This is a genomic window from Pseudomonas sp. 2 (assembly GCF_056627435.1).
Window position 1 is genome coordinate 120,636 of sequence record NZ_JBWXNG010000019.1, and the last position, 17,709, is coordinate 138,344.

Sequence of the window (17,709 nt, forward strand, 5' to 3'; positions counted from 1 at the left end):
GTGAGCGGAAGTGGAAGTACAGGAAGCGCCGTAGCATACATGAGCGCCGACTGCCTAGGGAAACCCTGATTTACCCCGATGGCCCGCCAGCCGCCGTTGGTCGCGGCATCGCGCCGGTTTTTACAGTGCCGCTAAGCTCATTTACGAGGGTATGAGTTTATCTTCAGAGAGGTGAGCGGATGGCAGAGTTGCGGCACCAAGTAAAGAAACCTGATCTGTATGACCGTTTGATCGATCGTCTGGGGCTGGCCTTGGACGTGGCGAAAACAGCAGTCCGGCTTCGCAATGAATACCCCGCTGAACTGGAGTTGCGTGGTTTGAGCCAGGCCGAATTCCAGCTGATCGAGGCTTATCTGGATGTTGCACATCCGGACCGAAAAGAAGCCGTTGTCAAAGAGGAAGCAACGAACCCGAAGAAGGGCAGTTCAAGCGCGTCACGTGAGCCATCCGAACCGGTCCGCGCCCCGCGCACATCAGCCAATGTCATCTGGCTGAAGGATCAGCGTCGCGCCAAGGTGTCGTCGAAGTTGAGTCGTTACAGTTCCAGCAAACATTTCAAGCGTTGACCTTCGCGGGTATGAGTCCCGCAACATCAAGCATTGTTGCTTGGCTTCAATCCTTTTAGGCTTCGGGCATCTTCTGGAGATGCCCGATGCCTGTTCGTTACTTCATCAAGAATCTGTTATTGCCGCCCGGCATCTTTTTATTGTTGCTGCTGTTTGCCTGGTGGTTGCGAAAGTCCAGACCGGGTATTGCACGGCTGCTGTTTATTATCGGGTTGGGCGGGCTTTGGGCCATGAGTCTGCCCATTGTGGTCGAGTGGTCGGCCAGGGGTATCGAAACCATTGCGCCCTTGCCGCAGTGCGACTGGGCGAACCTTGCGCAGCGGGCCGATGCCATCGTGGTGCTGGGCTCCGGGCGCGAGCGCAACGATCCGAGCTGGGGTGGTGACATTCCCACCGGCACTGCGCTGGAACGCATGCGTTATGCGGCGCGGATGTCCAAGGCGTCGGGCTTGCCGATCCTGGTCACTGGCGGGCTGCATTACGGCGAACCGCCCAGCGAAGCGGCGATCATGGCCGATTCATTGCGTGACGATTTCGGCGTGACGGTACGTTGGCAGGAAGGTGAGAGCCGCACGACGTGGGAAAACGCCACGATGTCGGCCGCTATGCTTTTGCCCCAAGGCATCAAGCGCGTGGTGGTGGTGACCCAGGCCTGGCACATGCCGCGTTCGGTGTGGAGTTTCGAGAAAGCCGGGTTCAGCGTGGTGCCTGCGCCGGTGGGGTTCTTGAGTAAGGACAACGCGCGGCCGTTCGGCGGCTGGTCGCCTGAGGCCAGGGCGATGTGGCAGAACGGGCAGTTGCTGAATGAAGCGGCGGGGCTGGTGGCGTATCCGTTGTTCTACCGATAACAGGTGTACACCGTTCTCGTAGCAGCACGGCTTGCCGGCGGGGGCGTTTTCAAGATCGATCCCGCCGGCAAGCCGTGCTGCTACGGATGGTGTCATTACACGGTCTTGGCAATCCGGCTCGCACCCAGCGCCCAGCCGACGATCAGCAGCGACAGGATGATCAGAGGCCACGAGCGCCAATGCAGGTACGGCGTGAGGTTGTGCATCGGCGTGACTTCGCCGTACATCACCGCCTTCTCGAACTGCGGCACGGTGGTGGTGATCTGGCCGAACGGGTCGATCAGCGCGCTGACGCCGTTGTTGGTGGCGCGGATCATCCAGCGTCCGGCTTCCAGGGCGCGCATCTGCGCCATCTGCAGGTGTTGCAGCGGGCCGATCGAGGTGCCGAACCAGGTATCGTTGCTCACCGTCAGCAGCAAGTCGCTCTGGGCCGACAGCCCGGCGGCGAACTCCGGGTACACCACTTCGTAGCAGATGAACGGCGCGATCTGATAACCCTTGGCCTGCAGCAACGCCTGATCGGCAGGGCCGCGGGCGAAGTCCGACATCGGCAGGTTGAAGAAGGTGATCAGGCCACGCAGCACGTCCTGCAGGGGCACGTACTCACCGAACGGCACCAGTTTCTGTTTGAGATAAGTGCCGTCGCCTTCGCCAGTCACGGTGATGGCGTTGTAGTAACGGTACTCGCCGTGGCCGCCTTTCTGGCGCAGCGGCACGCCAGTGATCAGCGCTGAATCGCGCTCGGCGGCGAACTTGCCCATCACTGCCAGATACCCTTCGACCGATTCCTTGAGCACCGGCACGGCAGTTTCCGGCCAGATGATCAGGTCGGCTTTCTGTGCGGTGAAGGTCATGTCGCGATACAGCGCCAGTTGCGCGTTCAACGCAGCCGGGTCCCATTTCATGCTCTGCTCGACGTTGCCTTGCATGGCCGCGACTTTCAGTGGCGCGCCGGAAGGTTCGGTCCAGGCGTGATGCTTGAGGGCGATGCCGGTCACCCACGGCGCCAGCAGCAGAACGACGCCAATGGCCAGAAAGCTTTTGCGCGCACGCAGGCGGTGCAGGTTGCACAACAGTGCAGCCGTGAGGGCCAGGGCGAAGGAAATCAGCCACATGCCGCCCAGCGGCGCGAGGCCCTTGAGCGGGCCGTCGAGCTGGCTGTAGCCGGAGTAGAGCCAGGGGAAGCCAGTGAGGAACCAGCCGCGAAACATTTCCTGACCAAACCACAAGGCGGCAAAGGCCAGGGCGTCGGCCAGCGGCGCTTCGTTGCGGCGGATCCAGCGTGCCCAGAGCCAGGCGGGCAAGGCGAAGAAAAACGCCACCGAGGCACAGAACAGCACCATCAGGAAAACCGCCAGCCACACCGGCGCCTCGCCATAGGTGTGGATACTGACGTAGATCCAGCTGGTGCCGCCGCCGAACAGGCCGAAGCCATAGCTCCAGCCGCGCCACAGCGCCTGGCCCGGCTTGAGGTCGCGCAAGCCGAGGTAGAACAGCACCAGCGCGACGATCGCCAGCGGCCAGATATCGAACGGCGCCAGGGCCAGGGTGACCAATGCGCCAGCCACCATGGCCAGCAGGTTACCGGGCCAGCCGGGGCGGGTGATCCAGCGCATTAACATTCCTTAGCGTGAGATCGGGCTCAGGCGCAGCAGGTGGATACGACGGCTGTCGGCATTGAGAATGCGGAAACGATACGCGCCGATTTCGGTGATTTCGTTACGCTTTGGCAGATGCCCGAACGCATTCATCACCAGGCCGCCGACGGTGTCGAACTCATCGTCGGAAAATTCGCTGTCGAAGAACTCGTTGAAGCTCTCGATCGGCGTCAGTGCCTTGATCAGGAAGTCGCCGCTGGGCAGCGGCTTGATGTAGCTGTCTTCCTCGACGTCGTGCTCATCCTCGATGTCACCGACGATCTGCTCAAGCACGTCCTCGATGGTCACAAGGCCGGCAACGCCGCCGTATTCGTCGATGACGATGGCCATGTGGTTGTGGTTGGCGCGGAACTCGCGCAGCAGCACGTTCAGGCGCTTGGACTCAGGCACGAAGGTGGCCGGGCGCAGCAGGTTCTTGACGTCGTCGATGCCACCGTTGTCCTTGAGGATTAGCGGCAGCAGGTCCTTGGCCAGCAGCACGCCGAGTACGTCGTCGTGGCTTTCGCCGATGACCGGGTAGCGCGAGTGCGCCGAGTCGATCACCGCAGGCAGGAATTCACGAGGGCTGTGGCTGGCCTTGATGCTGATCATCTGCGAGCGCGGCACCATGATGTCGCGTACCTGCAGGTCGGCGACCTGGATGGCGCCTTCGACGATCGCCAGCGCTTCGCTGTCCAGCAGCTTGTTCTGATGGGCTTCGCGCAGCAGCTCAAGGAGCTCCTGGCGGTTCTTCGGCTCGTGGGCAAATGCCTGGGTCAGTTTGCCCAACCATGACTTTTGCCCGTTGCTCGATCGGTCTTCGCTCATAGCCCTTACTCGTGGTCCTTGCCGGGTGTTGCAGTGTGTGGGGTGTCGACGAGTTCGTCGTCGGCGTAGGGGTCGGGGTAGCCCAGTTCAGCAAGCAACTCCCGTTCCAGTGCTTCCATCTCTTCGGCTTCGTCGTCATCGATGTGATCGTAGCCCAGCAGATGCAGGCAGCCGTGGATGACCAGATGCGCCCAATGAGCGTCCAGAGCCTTGTCCTGTTCGGCAGCCTCGCGGGCCACCACCGGGACGCAGATCACCAGATCGCCCAGCAGCGGAATGTCCAGCAGGTCGTCAGGCACGTCGGCGGGGAACGACAGCACGTTGGTGGCGTAGTCTTTGTGACGCCAGGTGTGGTTCAGTTCCCGGCCTTCGGTTTCGTCGACCAGGCGGATGGTCATTTCCGAGTCGGCGGTGCGCTGGCGCAGGCCCATTTCGCACCAGAGGCGAAACTGGGTTTCGCTCGGTGCGCTGGCCTCACTGGCGATTTGCAGGTCCAGTTCAAGCATCGCGGCGGTTATCCCCGGCGGCCTGGCTGGCCTGGGCGGCGTTCGACTCGAAGCGCTCGTAGGCCTCGACGATGCGCTGCACCAGCGGATGGCGCACGACGTCCTTGGGCGCGAAGTGCGTGAAGCTGATGCCCGGCACGTCCTTGAGCACTTCGATGACATGGGTCAGCCCGGACTTGGTGCCGCGAGGCAGGTCGATCTGGGTGATGTCACCGGTGATCACGGCGGTGGAGCCAAAGCCGATACGGGTCAGGAACATCTTCATCTGCTCGACGGTGGTGTTCTGACTCTCGTCCAGAATGATGAAGCTGTTATTAAGGGTGCGGCCGCGCATATAGGCCAGCGGCGCGACTTCGATCACCTGTTTCTCGATCAGCTTGGCCACGTATTCGAAGCCGAGCATCTCGTAGAGCGCGTCGTAGAGCGGCCGCAGGTACGGGTCGATCTTCTGCGCCAGATCGCCCGGCAGGAAACCGAGCTTCTCGCCGGCCTCGACCGCCGGACGAACCAGCAGGATGCGGCGGATCTGCTCGCGCTCCAGCGCGTCGACGGCTGCGGCCACGGCAAGGTAGGTCTTGCCGGTACCGGCCGGGCCGATGCCGAAGTTGATGTCGTTGGCCAGGATTTCCTTCACGTAGCGCTGCTGATTCAGGCCGCGGGGGCGAATCATGCCTTTCTTGGTGCGCAGGGCAACGCCGGCTTCGGCGGCAGGGTGATTATCCAGCTCTTCGACGCCGGATTCCTGCAGGAACAGATGGACCATGTCCGGCGACAGCTCGGTGCTCTTGGTTTCCCGATACAGTCGACGCAGCAGGTTTTCGGCCGAGGTGGTCTGTTTGCGCTCGCCGATCATCTCGAACTGGCCTCCGCGATTGCGGATCTCGATGTCCAGGCGTTGTTCGATCAGGCGCAGATGCTCGTCGAATTGCCCGCACAGATTGGCGAAGCGATGAGCCTCGATGGGTTCGAGGCTGAAACGATGTGGTTCGATAGGTGCGTTCAAAGTGGTTTTTAGCCGCCCGACGGCAAGAATGATGAGATGAAGGATAAACCCTGCAGGCAGTGTTCGAAAGGGGCCGCTTACTAATGGTTGAGTCCTGACGCATGCGCGCGATTGCATGGCTCGGCGCAGGGCCCCTGTAGGAGCGAATTCATTCGCGAAAAATCGTGCAGCCGATGCAGTTGTGTCGCCTGAACCATTTTTCGCGAATGAATTCGCTCCTACAGGTGTGTGGGCTTCTGGTCTATTGCAACAACGACCCGCGCAGCGAGTGCGGTTGTGCGCTGTCGATGTACACGTCGACGAACTGGCCGATCATCTTCGGGTTGTCGCAGCGGAAGTTGACGATGCGGTTGTTCTCGGTGCGCCCTTGCAGCTCGCCCGGGTCTTTCTTCGAGTAGTCCGTGACCAGAATGCGTTGCACGGTGCCGGCCATGCGGCGGCTGATCTCGAAGCCCTGGCGGTCGATCAGGTTCTGCAACTGCTTCAGGCGCTCCTTTTTCACCTCTTCCGGGGTGTCGTCGGCCAGATCTGCCGCCGGTGTACCCGGGCGCTGGCTGTAGACGAAGGAGTAGGAGAAGTCCATGCCGACGTCCTCTACCAGCTTCATGGTCTGCTGGTGATCCTTCTCGGTTTCGCCAGGAAAACCGACGATGAAGTCCGAGCTGATGCAGATGTCCGGCACCGCAGCGCGCAGCTTGCGCAGGCGCGACTTGTATTCGAGTACGGTGTGGTTGCGTTTCATCGCCGCCAGAATCCGGTCCGAACCCGATTGCACAGGCAGATGCAAATGCTTGACCAGCTCCGGCACCTCGGCATGGGCCTGGATCAGGCTGTCCGAGAACTCCAGCGGGTGCGAGGTGGTGTAGCGAATCCGGTCGATGCCGTCGATGGCGGCGACCACGCGGATCAGCTCGGCGAGATCGGCGACGTGGCCATCGTGGGTGGTGCCGCGATAGCCATTGACGTTCTGGCCCAGCAGCGTCACTTCACGCACGCCGTTTTCGGCCAGGTGGAAGACTTCGGTGATCACGTCGTCGAACGGCCGGCTGACTTCTTCGCCACGGGTGTACGGCACCACGCAGAAGGTGCAGTACTTGCTGCAACCTTCCATGACGGACACGTAGGCGCTCGGGCCATCGACACGGGGCTCGGGCAGGTGGTCGAATTTCTCGATTTCCGGGAACGACACGTCGACTTGCGGCAGGTGCGTGGTGCGCGCCGCGTCGATCATTTCCGGCAGGCGGTGCAGGGTCTGCGGGCCGAACACCACGTCGACGTAGGGCGCGCGATCACGAATCGCCGCGCCTTCCTGGCTGGCCACGCAACCGCCGACGGCGATCACCATCTCCGGGTTGGCCAGTTTCAGTTCGCGCCAGCGGCCAAGCTGGGAGTAGACGCGGTCCTGCGCCCGCTCGCGGATCGAGCAGGTGTTGAGCAGGATGACGTCGGCATCTTCCGCGCGAGCGGTGACTTCCAGTGCTTGATGTTCGCCCAGCAGGTCCACCATGCGCGAGCTGTCGTACTCGTTCATCTGGCAGCCGTGGGTTTCGATGTAAAGCTTCTTGGCCATGCGGGTTCATCAGGTGATTCGAAGAACCGCGCATTATAGTGATCCCGGCCCTTTGTTCCTAGCATCGCCTAACGAGCGGCGTGCTATAGTTCGCGCCCTTTTTTCAGACGCCGATGCTTGCCTGCCTGTCATGACCAAACGCGAAGCCCCAATCTACAAGGTGATTTTCCTCAACCAGGGACAGGTGTTCGAGATGTACGCCAAACAGATCTATCAAAGCGATCTGTGGGGTTTCCTGGAAGTTGAAGAATTCGTCTTTGGCGAGCGCACGACCGTGGTGGTCGACCCCAGCGAAGAAAAGCTGAAAGCACAGTTCGATGGCGTGGTGCGCAGCTTCGTGCCGATGCATTCGATCGTGCGGATCGACGAAGTGGAGCGCATGGGAACGGCAAAGATCAGCGAAGCGCGCCCGACGGGGAACGTCATGCCGTTTCCGGTGCCGATGCAGGACAAGTAAGGCGAATTACTGCTTGCTGTCAGGGAAGGGCGCGAAAGGTGTGCGCCCTTCGGCGGTCTGCAGTTCCAGCAGGTATTTGCGGAAGATCTGGCCCAATACCTGAGTCGCGACGTCCAGGTCTTCTTTCTTCATCTGCGCCGAAACTTCGTCGGCCTGGTCCAGTGCATCTTCCGAACCGTTGACCGCCGCCATCTTCAGCACGATGTAAGCCTGGATGTTATTGGCCTGCACACCTTCGCCCCGGAAGAACATCAGGCCCAATTGATACTGTGCCTGTGCATGGCCTTGCAAAGAGGCCTGTTCGAAGTAGTTGAGGGCTTGAGTGAGATCGCGCGGCGCGTTCTTGCCGTCGTAGTAGAACTGTCCCAACTCGTATTGTGCTTGCGCATCCCCACCCTTGGCCGCCTGCTGGCACGCCTGCAACGCCGCCGCCAGGTTGTCTGGCTGAGTATTCAGGGTGCAGCGACCCACCGCTGGGATTAACAACGAGTTGCCACCTGCATTGGCCAGCAGGGGATGAAGAAGCAACAGGCAGCCCAATGCAAGGGTGCGGCCGGTGCGATTCATGGAAGTCGACTTACCTCTGAAAAAGGTGCGGGCATGCCCGTCCAGCTAAACGTGCTGGCTGCGCATTATGAAATAAGCAGAGCCAACCTTACAAAGTCTTTGCAGTTTTTCTGCTACACGGCCTTGATTTGCCTGTAATCAGGGGTTCGAAGCGGTGTGCGGAAATTAATATTTAACAAAATAAACGGAAAACACCGCAAATCAACTGTAGGAGCCGGCTGGCTGGCGAATGCGATCTGTCATTCAGCATGGCTGAGACTGACCTGACGCATTCGCCAGCAAGCCGGCTCCTACAAGGATGGGGCGCACCTGATATGCGGACCACCCCAATCCTCGTAGCAGCACGGCTTGCCGGCGGGTCGTCCTCAAGATCGCGCCCGCTGGCAAGCCATGCTGCTACGTGTCAGGCGTTGCGGGTTATTTCAACTGGGCGAACGCTTTCTCGGCGGCGTCCAGGGTCAGCTGCAGCTCGGCCTCGCCGTGGGCGATGGAGGTGAAGCCCGCTTCGAACGCGCTCGGCGCCAGGTACACGCCGCCTTCGAGCATGAGGTGGAAGAAGCGCTTGAAGCGTTCGGCATCGCTGCTCATCACGTCCTGGAAGGTGACGATTTGTTTCGCGTTGGTGAAGTACAGGCCGAACATGCCGCCCGCCTGGGTGGTCACGAACGGGATGCCGGCTGCGTCGGCGCGCTGTTGCAGGCCTTCGAGCATGCGCGTGGTGTAGGCACTCAGTTCGTCATGGAAGCCCGGGCGGCTGATCAGGCGCAGGGTGGTCAGGCCTGCTGCCATCGCCAGCGGGTTACCCGACAGGGTGCCGGCCTGGTACACCGGCCCCAGCGGCGCGATGTGCGACATGATCTCGCGCTTGCCGCCGAAGCAGCCCACCGGCATGCCGCCGCCGATGATCTTGCCGAAGGTGCTCAGGTCCGGCTTGACGCCGTAGTATGCCTGCGCGCCGCCCAGTGCCACGCGGAAACCGGTCATCACTTCGTCGAAAATCAGCACCACGCCGTGCTTGTCGCACTCTTCACGCAGGCCTTGCAGGAAGCCCGGTGCAGGCGGTACGCAGTTCATGTTGCCGGCCACTGGCTCGACGATGATGCAGGCCACTTCCTGGCCAACGTCGGCGAGCATCGCCTTGACCGCTTCGATGTCGTTGAACGGCAGGGTCAGGGTGTGTTTGGCGAACGCCGCCGGTACGCCCGGCGAGCTTGGCACGCCCAGGGTCAGCGCGCCGGAGCCGGCCTTGACCAGCAGGCTGTCGGAGTGGCCGTGGTAGCAGCCTTCGAACTTGATGATGCTGTCACGGCCGGTGTAACCGCGGGCCAGACGGATCGCGCTCATGGTCGCCTCGGTGCCGGAGCTGACCATGCGCACCATCTCCATGGACGGCACGATGGAGCAGACCAGGTCGGCCATCTCGGTTTCCATGGCGGTCGGCGCGCCGTAGGACAGGCCGTGTTCCAGCTGCTTGCGCACGGCATCCAGTACGTCCGGATGGCTATGGCCGAGAATCATCGGGCCCCAGGAGCCGACGTAATCCACATAGCGCTTGTCGTCTTCGTCGGTGACGTAGGCGCCGGCAGCGTGTTTGAAGAACAGCGGGGTGCCGCCCACGCTCTTGAAGGCGCGGACCGGCGAGTTGACGCCACCGGGAATGTGTTTCTGGGCGTTGGCGAAAAGGGTTTCAGAACGGGACATGATGAAGGTCTCTGTTTGAATCGAAAAAAGGTGTTGCGGCCCGCAACGGGTCAGGCCGGTTTGAACAAGGCGTTGAAGGCGCGGGCGCGACGGGTGACGTCCTGCGCGCTCTCGGCGCCGAACAGGCCGTGCACCACGGCCAGCAGGTCGGCGCCGTGGGCCACCAGGGGCGCTGCGTTTTCCAGGGTCACGCCGCCGATCACCGCAATCGGCAATTGAATGCGCTTGCGGGCCTCGGCCAGCATTTCAAGGCTGCAGGCCGGCGCGCCGGGCTTGGTGTTGGAGTTGAAGAAGCGGCCGAAGGCGACGTAGGTGGCGCCATCGGCCTTGGCCTTTTGCGCCAGCTCGATCTGCGCATGGCAGGTGGCGCCGACGATGGCCTTGTGGCCGAGCAGGGCGCGGGCGTCGGGCAGCGAGCCGTCGGACTGGCCCAGGTGCACGCCAACGCCCAGACGCGCGGCGATTTCCGCGTCATCGTTGATGATCAACTGCGTCTTGTAGCGCTCGCACAACTTGAGCAGCTCCGACGCCTCGCGCAGGCGGCGGGCTTCGTCACCGGACTTGTCGCGGTATTGCAGCAGGGTCACGCCGCCATCGAGCGCCGCTTCGACATAAGAGAGAAACTTGCCGGCCAACAGTTGGCTGTCGGTTACGGCGTACAGGCCACGCAATTTCATCAGGGGTGCCTCTTTTCGTGGCGTTCGAATCAGCTGCTACGAGCAGAAATCCAGCGGCAGGCGACGGGGTACGAACTGGCCTTGGCCCAGTTGTTCAGCGTCGCGCAGGGTGCGCCAAGTGTAGTCCAGCGCGGTTTGCACGGCGCTGATGACGTCCTGCCCGAGGGCCAGGCGACCGGCCAGGGCGCTGGCCAGCGTGCAGCCGGAACCGTGATAGCTGCCCGGCAGGCGCTGACAGGTGAAGGTGTGCGACTCGCCGTTGCGGACGTACAGGCGGTTGTGCACTTCCTGTTCATCGCCATGGCCGCCGGTGATCAGCAGATGCTCGCAGTAGGGCAGCAGTTTTTCCGCGCATTCATCGGCCGTGCCTTCTGGCAGCTCGGCGAGAATCCGTGCTTCGGGCAGGTTCGGCGTGGCAATGGTCGCCAGCGGCAGCAAGCGCTCGCGCATGGCATAGCCGACTTCATCCTTGCCCAGCCGTCCGCCGCCACCGGCGCGCAGCACCGGGTCGCAGACCATCGGCAGATGCGGGTGGGCGGTGAGCAGTTCGACGACGGTGTCGACCATCTCCAGCGAACCGAGCATGCCCAGCTTGACCGCAGCGACCTGCGAGTCATTGAGCACGGCATTGGCCTGGGCCAGTACCCACTCGCGATCCAGCACGCGGAAGTCAGTGACGTTCACGGTGTCTTGCACGGTCAGCGCGGTGACTGCGGGAGCGGCGTGGCAACCCTGGGCGAGCAGGGCTTCGATATCTGCCTGCAAGCCGGCGCCGCCACTGGGGTCGTGGCCGGAGAGACAGAGGACAACGGGGCGGGAGCTATAGATATTCATGGTGCGCGAGCTTACCACTAAAGTTTTTGCCGGGCCGCTGGTCGACGGCAGATTTTTCGTCCATCTGCCGCCCGCCGCTCTGGCACGCCGTTCGTAGGAATGTCGGTGCCGGTCGTCTTGAAAGGCTAAGGAAAGCTTGGCGTGTGACGATTAAGATGGTGTCATCTGGCTATCAAAAGTTATGCTGTTGGTCAGCTTTCGTCTGTCCCTCCCAACAAGAGTGAATGCAAGTGCGTTGCCCGTTCAGTCAGTGGGCCCAGCTGTCGGCCCGGATTCACATGTCGTTGCCAATGGACCGGGGGATTCACCACGCCGCCCAGAATAATGCGGGCGGTGTTGCATGCGCCTTCTACTGACCCTGCTGCTGGCATTGTTGCCGCTGCTCGCCAGCGCCGTGGAGTTCGACGAGAACACCCGCACCCTGGCCCTGGGCCGTGCGACCCAAGTCTTCGAAGACCCGACCGGCGAAGCCACCATCGAACAAGTCGCGTCAGCCGAAGGCGCGGCGAAGTTTCGCGCGCTGGACGCCGCGACGCTGAACGCGGGCTATTCGCGCTCGGCATTCTGGCTCAAGGTGCAACTGACCTACCGGCCGAAAAATCCGGTGGCCTCGTCGGACTGGTTACTGGAGTTGGCCTATCCGCCGATGGATCATGTCGATCTGTATCTGGCCAGCGAGTCTGCGGCACCGAGCCTGACCTGGCAGACCGGCGACATGCTGCCGTTCGAGAGCCGGCAGATCCGCCAGAACAACTACCTGTTCGACCTCAATCTGCAACCCCACGAAACCAAGACCGCCTACGTGCGCGTGGCCAGCCACGGTTCGGTGCAGGCGCCGCTCAACCTCTGGGCCAGCCATGCCTATATAGAAGAACAGCCGTCGCGGTTGTATATCCTGGGCATGATCTACGGCGTGCTGGCGGTGATGCTGGTCTACAACCTGTTCATTTACCTGAGCGTGCGCGACACCAGCTACCTGTATTACATCCTCTACATCACCTGTTTCGGGCTGTATCAGGTGTCGGTCAACGGCGCGGGAATCGAATACCTGTGGCCCGACAACCCATGGTGGGCCAACACCTCGACCACCTTCCTGATCGCCGCAGCGATCCTGTTCGCCAGCCAGTTCGCCCGCAAATTCCTGCAGACCCCGCGCCTGGGGCGTTGGCTGGATGCGCCATTGCTGCTGATGATGGCCTGCGCGGCGCTGATCATGGTGCTGTCGCTGACCATGGATTACGGCGTCGCCTTGCGCCTGGTCACCGCGCTGGTGCTGATCTTCACGCCGGTCATTCTGCTGATCGGCGTCATCGCCTGGCTCAAGGGGCGGCGCGTTGCGCGTTATTTCATCTTCGGCTGGTCGGCGTTTCTGATCGGCGGCATCGTCAACGCGACCATGCTGCTAGGCCATTTGCCCAATACCTTCTGGACCATGTACGCCAGCCAGATCGGCTCGGTGGTCGAGGTGGCGCTGCTGTCGCTGGCACTGGCCGACCGCATCAATGCCATGCGCGAGCGGCAGGCGCAGATCATGGAAGACTCGGCTCGGGACCTGGAAAAGCTCAACCAGCAGTTGGCCGTCAGTAACCGGCTCAAGGACGAATTCCTCGCCACCCTGACCCACGAACTGCGCACGCCGATGAACGGCGTGATTGGCTCGCTGGAACTGATGCAGATGGAGGGCGGCGAGGAAGAGATCGCGCTGTATCGCCAGACCGCTGCCGACTCGGCGCAGAACATGATGGGCATCGTCAACGGCATCCTGACCCTCACCGAGTTGCAGGCCGGGCGCATCACCTACCAGACCGAAATGTTCAGCCTGCGCAACCTGCTGTTCCAGGCGCGCAGTACCTTCGAACCGCTGGCCCGCTGCAAGGGCTTGAGCCTGAGCGTCGAAGTGGCCGACGACCTGCCGGATAGCCTTGAAGGCGACGCGCTGAAGCTGCGCCAGTGCTTGGATTGCCTGATCGACAACGCGATCAAGTTCACCAAGCACGGCTCGATCAGAATCCGCGTCAACGGCCAGTGCACCGACGCCCAGCATGTTCGGCTGCTGGTGGACGTGATCGACACCGGCATCGGTTTCAACCGGCTGGATGAAGAAACCCTGTACGCCAATTTCTATCAGGTCGACGGTTCGATGACCCGCGAGTACGGCGGTCTGGGCATTGGCCTGGCGATTTGCCGGCAGTTGATCGAGCTGCAGGGAGGGCGTCTGAGCCATCAGTCCGAGCCCGGCGCGGGCAGCCAGTTCAGATTGAGCCTGGATGTCCTTCAGGCAAAAGAGGGCAAAACCGCCGTCATTTAGTCGCCTACGGCACTTTTTCAGGTTCGGGGTGCGTGCTTCACTGGTCATTATTTGCGCAATGCTGACCGGAGCCGCCTCATGAACCTGCATCAGTTCGCCGAGACTCACGAAGTCACCAACCAGCCGCCGTCGCTGGACGGCACCAACCTGTATCGCATCGACCTGCCCTTGCAGGAGTGGTCACAGCGCTTCGGTGCCGGCTGGGCGCAGTCGCGCATCGATGCCTATGGCGCGCTGGCCGGCGGGCCGTTGATGGAAGCGGGTTTTCTCGCCAACCAGAACAAGCCGGTGTTCGCCAGCCATGATCGTTACGGGCACCGGATCGATCTGGTGGAGTTTCACCCGGCCTATCACCAGTTGATGCAAACGGCGATCGAGCACGGCATTCCCTCGCTGCCCTGGACCGACCCCCGTGAAGGCGCCCATGTCGCCCGCGCCGCCATGAGTTACCTGCACAGCCAGGCCGAGGCCGGCAGCGGTTGCCCGTTGACCATGACCTTCGCCAGCGTGCCGGCGCTGCGGCTGCAGCCGGATCTGGCCGAGGTCTGGCTGCCGAAAATCCTTGCCACCCAATATGACCCGCGCAACGTCGGTATCGCCCACAAGGCCGGTGCCACCATCGGCATGGCCATGACCGAGAAACAGGGCGGCACCGATGTGCGGGCCAACACCACCCGCGCCTGGCCGGTTGGCCAGCCGGGGCCGGGCCAGGCGTATGAGCTGGTGGGCCACAAGTGGTTCTGCTCGGCACCGATGTGCGATGCCTTCCTGACCTTGGCGCAGACCGACAAGGGCCTGACCTGTTTCCTGCTGCCGCGCCATCGCCCGGATGACACCCGCAACGAGTTCTACATACAGCGCTTGAAGAACAAACTGGGCAACTGGAGCAACGCTTCCAGCGAAGTGGAGTTTCGTGGCGCGCTGGCGTGGATGGTGGGCGAGGAGGGGCGCGGTGTGCCGACCATCATCGAAATGGTGGCCATGACCCGTTTCGACTGCATGACCGGCTCCAGCGCCCTGATGCGTCAGGCGCTGACCCAGGCGGCGCATCATTGTGCCCACCGGAGTGTGGGCGGACGTGTGCTCAGCCAGCAGCCTTTGATGCAAAACGTGTTGGCCGACCTTGCGCTGGAAAGCGAAGCGGCGCTGGCCTTGAGCCTGCGCATGGGCCGCGCGCTGGAGCGGCTGGACGATGCCCACGAGGCGCGTTTCGCCCGGCTGGTGACGGCGGTGGGCAAGTACTGGATCTGCAAACGCGCCCCGGCCATGATCAACGAGGCCGCCGAATGCATGGGCGGCGCGGGCTATGTCGAGGACACCATCCTGCCGCGGCTGTACCGGGAAGCGCCGGTCAATTCGACTTGGGAAGGCTCGGGCAATGTGCAGTGTCTGGATGTGTTACGGGCGTTGTCCAAGGAGCCCGGTGTGCTCGACGCCTTGTTTGACGAGTTGGGTGATGGTCACGGCGACAAGCGCCTGGCCGCGCACATCGAGCGATTGAAGGTCGCGTTCAAGGACACCGGCGACATCCAGTACCGCGCCCGGCAACTGACCGAGGACATCGCGGTGGGACTGCAGGCCAGGTTGCTGCTTGAGGCAGGCAATTCGGCGGTCAGCGACGGCTTTATTGCCGGCCGCATCGAGCAGCCCGGCCGCGTGTACGGCGCCTTGCCGCGTGGGGTGGATGTCGAGGCATTGGTGGCACGCTCTTCGCCGCAGCTCACCTGACGACCCCGGATCAGACTGTGGGAGTGAGCTTGCTCACGAAGACTGATGCACAGGCTTCGAAAATGCTGTGGATGTCATGCTCCTTTCGTGAGCAAGCTCACTCCCACAGGGGATGCGGAGGGGTAGACAGATCGTATTCGCCGCTACTCATTTCGTGCCTTCCATCTGCGTTGCAGGCAAGATGGAGCCTTGCAAGATCAGAAGGATGCACATCGTGAATGAAGCCTTTGTCGTAGTAGAAACCGCCGAGCAGGCCGTTGACCGTCTTGCCGAGCTGCACGCACGTGCAACCAGCGCCTTGAGCCAGGCGCTCAAGCGTTATCTGAAAGACCGCGTTGAACCCGACGCCGCCGAGCGTCTGCTGTTCCGCTACCCCGAATTGCGTCTGACCTATCACTGCCAGGGCGAAGTGCCGTTGACCACGCGCGCTTACGCCAAGGTGCAACTGCCGGGCACTTACAGCGTCACCGTGACCCACCCGGCGGCCTTCCGCAAATACCTGATCGAACAGCTCGTGCCGCTGATGAATGACTTCACCGTGACGGTGCAAGTGGGTGTCAGCGAGCAGAACATTCCTTATCCGTACGTGGTCGAGCAGGGCGACGAGCTGGCTGGCACCGGTGTCACTGCCGCGACCCTGGCTCGCGTATTCCCCAGCACCGACCTGTCCGCCGCCACCGATGGCATTGCCGACGGCCTCTACGACTGGGCCAATACCGACCCGCTGCCACTGGCGCTGTTCGACGCCGCCCGAGTCGATTTCTCCCTGCGCCGCCTGGTGCATTACACCGGCAGCGACTGGCGCCATGTGCAGCCTTGGATTCTTCTGACCAACTACCATCGCTACGTCGACCAGTTCATCGTCCATGGCCTGGAAAAACTGCGCGACGATCCGCGCTTCGTGAAGATGGTCCTGCCGGGCAACGTGGTGGTCGACAAGAGCATGGATCACGGCGAGGCGCAGGCCATCGTTTCCAGCGTGGTCTGGCACCGCTACCAGATGCCGGCCTATCACCTGATCGCCGAAGACGGCCACGGCGTGACCCTGGTCAACATCGGCGTCGGCCCATCCAACGCCAAGAACATCACCGACCACCTGGCCGTGCTGCGTCCGCATTGCTGGCTGATGATCGGCCACTGCGGCGGCCTGCGTCAGTCGCAGACCATCGGCGACTACGTGCTGGCCCACGCTTACATGCGCCGCGACGGCATTCTTGACCGCGTGCTGCCGCCGAACATTCCGATCCCGGCGCTGGCCGAGGTGCAACTGGCGCTGCAGGAATCGGCGGCGCAGATCACCGGCGAGCGTGGCGACGACCTGAAAAAACGCCTGCGCACCGGCACCGTGCTGACCTACGACGACCGCAACTGGGAACTGCGCTGGGCCCAGGAGCGGCCGCTGATCAACCTGTCCCGCGCCGTGGCTGTGGACATGGAAAGCGGCACCATCGCAGCGCAAGGTTATCGCCTGCGGGTGCCATACGGCACCTTGCTGTGTGTCTCGGACAAACCGCTGCACAGCGAAATAAAGCTGCCAGGTTCGGCCAACGCCTTCTACGAGCGCGCCGTGACCCAGCACCTGAAAATCGGCATCGCGGCGGTGGATCTGATGCGCACGCAGCTCAACTCGCTGCACTCGCGCAAACTGCGCAGCTTCGACGAACCGCCATTCCGCTAGGCGTTTGACGAAAGGGCCACTAAAGTGGCCCTTTCTGTTTGTGCCGTCTTTCAAAATCAGTTCGAGCCGATATGCCCCGTCCACAACGCCCCGTTTCCCGCCGACCCGCTCCGAACAATTCCGGCGGCCCTCGTCGCATCGCCAAGGCCCCGCCTGCCGAGCCGCGGTTGATCCTGTTCAACAAGCCGTTCGATGTGCTGACCCAGTTCAGCGATGGAGAAGGGCGGGCGACGCTCAAGGACTTCATCGAGATCCCCGGCATCTACCCGGCCGGTCGCCTGGACCGCGACAGTGAAGGCCTGCTGTTGCTGACCAACGACGGACAATTGCAGGCGCGCATCGCCGACCCCAAGCACAAGCTGGCGAAGACCTACTGGGTGCAGGTCGAGGGTGAGCCGACCGAAGAGCAACTGCAGAAACTGCGCGACGGCGTGGAGTTGAACGACGGCCCGACCTTGCCTGCACAGGCCCGGCAGCTTGACGAGCCTGAGCTCTGGCCGCGCAACCCGCCGGTTCGTTTTCGCAAGAGCGTGCCCACCAGCTGGCTCGAACTGATCATCAAGGAAGGACGCAACCGTCAGGTGCGGCGGATGACCGCGGCGGTGGGTTTGCCGACGTTGCGGCTGGTGCGGGTGCGCATTGGTGACTGGACAATCGAGGGGCTGGACCAGGGGCAGTGGCGCGAGGTGCCGGCGAAGTTGTGATCAATCGCAGATCTTATTGATATCGACGATCCCCTGTAGGAGCGAATTTATTCGCGAAGGAGGAACTGGCGATACATCTCTGTCGCCTGACCCATTT

16 protein-coding genes are annotated in these 17,709 nt (G+C 62.3%); 7 read left to right on the forward strand and 9 right to left on the reverse strand.

Annotation, left to right across the window (positions count from 1 at the left end):
- Nucleotides 1–179 precede the first annotated feature (179 nt).
- The gene (locus AC1MEK_RS25565) at nucleotides 180–566 is read left to right on the forward strand and encodes a hypothetical protein (protein ID WP_480399022.1); all 387 of its coding nucleotides are present in this window, start codon (nucleotides 180–182) and stop codon (nucleotides 564–566) included.
- A gap of 86 nt (nucleotides 567–652) precedes the next feature.
- The gene (locus tag AC1MEK_RS25570) at nucleotides 653–1,414 is read left to right on the forward strand and encodes a YdcF family protein (RefSeq protein WP_480399023.1); all 762 of its coding nucleotides are present in this window, start codon (nucleotides 653–655) and stop codon (nucleotides 1,412–1,414) included.
- Nucleotides 1,415–1,509: 95 nt separating this feature from the next.
- Here the strand turns inward: AC1MEK_RS25570 and lnt are convergent, their stop codons facing one another.
- The 5 genes from lnt to miaB all read right to left on the reverse strand — a co-directional run bounded on the left by lnt (nucleotide 1,510) and on the right by miaB (nucleotide 6,958).
- On the reverse strand, nucleotides 1,510–3,030 hold the full coding sequence (gene lnt, locus AC1MEK_RS25575) for an apolipoprotein N-acyltransferase (RefSeq protein WP_480399024.1): 1,521 nt from the start codon (nucleotides 3,028–3,030) through the stop codon (nucleotides 1,510–1,512).
- A gap of 9 nt (nucleotides 3,031–3,039) precedes the next feature.
- Entirely contained in the window at nucleotides 3,040–3,879 is an 840-nt protein-coding gene (locus AC1MEK_RS25580; RefSeq protein ID WP_480399025.1) for an HlyC/CorC family transporter, read from the reverse strand.
- 5 nt (nucleotides 3,880–3,884) lie between these two features.
- Complete coding sequence (gene ybeY, locus AC1MEK_RS25585; protein WP_480399026.1) at nucleotides 3,885–4,385, reverse strand: rRNA maturation RNase YbeY; 501 nt, start codon at nucleotides 4,383–4,385, stop codon at nucleotides 3,885–3,887.
- Nucleotides 4,378–5,388 carry a PhoH family protein gene (locus AC1MEK_RS25590; protein ID WP_480399027.1) on the reverse strand — a complete coding sequence of 337 codons (1,011 nt, stop codon included), beginning with the start codon at nucleotides 5,386–5,388 and terminating at the stop codon, nucleotides 4,378–4,380. The genes ybeY and AC1MEK_RS25590 overlap by 8 nt, the downstream gene beginning before the upstream one ends.
- Before the next feature lie 241 nt (nucleotides 5,389–5,629).
- On the reverse strand, nucleotides 5,630–6,958 hold the full coding sequence (gene miaB / locus AC1MEK_RS25595) for a tRNA (N6-isopentenyl adenosine(37)-C2)-methylthiotransferase MiaB (RefSeq protein WP_480399028.1): 1,329 nt from the start codon (nucleotides 6,956–6,958) through the stop codon (nucleotides 5,630–5,632).
- Nucleotides 6,959–7,088: 130 nt separating this feature from the next.
- On the opposite strand from miaB, the gene AC1MEK_RS25600 reads away from it, so the two are divergent.
- Nucleotides 7,089–7,415: a DUF1820 family protein gene (locus AC1MEK_RS25600; protein WP_480399044.1), complete on the forward strand. Its 327-nt coding sequence runs from the start codon at nucleotides 7,089–7,091 to the stop codon at nucleotides 7,413–7,415.
- Nucleotides 7,416–7,421: 6 nt separating this feature from the next.
- Here AC1MEK_RS25600 and AC1MEK_RS25605 read toward each other — a convergent pair whose 3' ends face one another.
- From AC1MEK_RS25605 to AC1MEK_RS25620, 4 genes are all read right to left on the reverse strand, one after another.
- Nucleotides 7,422–7,982 (reverse strand): tetratricopeptide repeat protein, encoded by a 561-nt coding sequence (locus tag AC1MEK_RS25605; protein WP_480399029.1) that lies wholly within the window; start codon nucleotides 7,980–7,982, stop codon nucleotides 7,422–7,424.
- 417 nt (nucleotides 7,983–8,399) lie between these two features.
- A complete protein-coding gene (hemL, locus tag AC1MEK_RS25610) occupies nucleotides 8,400–9,683 on the reverse strand; it encodes a glutamate-1-semialdehyde 2,1-aminomutase (RefSeq protein ID WP_480399030.1) in 1,284 nt (427 codons plus the stop codon).
- A 50-nt stretch (nucleotides 9,684–9,733) separates the two neighbouring features.
- Entirely contained in the window at nucleotides 9,734–10,360 is a 627-nt protein-coding gene (gene thiE, locus AC1MEK_RS25615; RefSeq protein WP_480399031.1) for a thiamine phosphate synthase, read from the reverse strand.
- A gap of 36 nt (nucleotides 10,361–10,396) precedes the next feature.
- Nucleotides 10,397–11,194 carry a hydroxymethylpyrimidine/phosphomethylpyrimidine kinase gene (locus tag AC1MEK_RS25620; RefSeq protein WP_480399032.1) on the reverse strand — a complete coding sequence of 266 codons (798 nt, stop codon included), beginning with the start codon at nucleotides 11,192–11,194 and terminating at the stop codon, nucleotides 10,397–10,399.
- Nucleotides 11,195–11,534: 340 nt separating this feature from the next.
- Here AC1MEK_RS25620 and AC1MEK_RS25625 point away from each other — a divergent pair, with 340 nt between their 5' ends.
- The 4 genes from AC1MEK_RS25625 to AC1MEK_RS25640 all read left to right on the forward strand — a co-directional run bounded on the left by AC1MEK_RS25625 (nucleotide 11,535) and on the right by AC1MEK_RS25640 (nucleotide 17,612).
- Nucleotides 11,535–13,502: a sensor histidine kinase gene (locus AC1MEK_RS25625; protein WP_480399033.1), complete on the forward strand. Its 1,968-nt coding sequence runs from the start codon at nucleotides 11,535–11,537 to the stop codon at nucleotides 13,500–13,502.
- A 78-nt stretch (nucleotides 13,503–13,580) separates the two neighbouring features.
- Nucleotides 13,581–15,230, forward strand: coding sequence for an acyl-CoA dehydrogenase family protein (locus AC1MEK_RS25630; RefSeq protein WP_480399034.1), 1,650 nt, complete (start codon nucleotides 13,581–13,583; stop codon nucleotides 15,228–15,230).
- A 181-nt stretch (nucleotides 15,231–15,411) separates the two neighbouring features.
- Nucleotides 15,412–16,908, forward strand: coding sequence for an AMP nucleosidase (gene amn, locus AC1MEK_RS25635; RefSeq protein ID WP_480399035.1), 1,497 nt, complete (start codon nucleotides 15,412–15,414; stop codon nucleotides 16,906–16,908).
- A gap of 137 nt (nucleotides 16,909–17,045) precedes the next feature.
- Nucleotides 17,046–17,612 (forward strand): rRNA large subunit pseudouridine synthase E, encoded by a 567-nt coding sequence (locus AC1MEK_RS25640; RefSeq protein ID WP_480399045.1) that lies wholly within the window; start codon nucleotides 17,046–17,048, stop codon nucleotides 17,610–17,612.
- Nucleotides 17,613–17,709 lie beyond the last annotated feature (97 nt).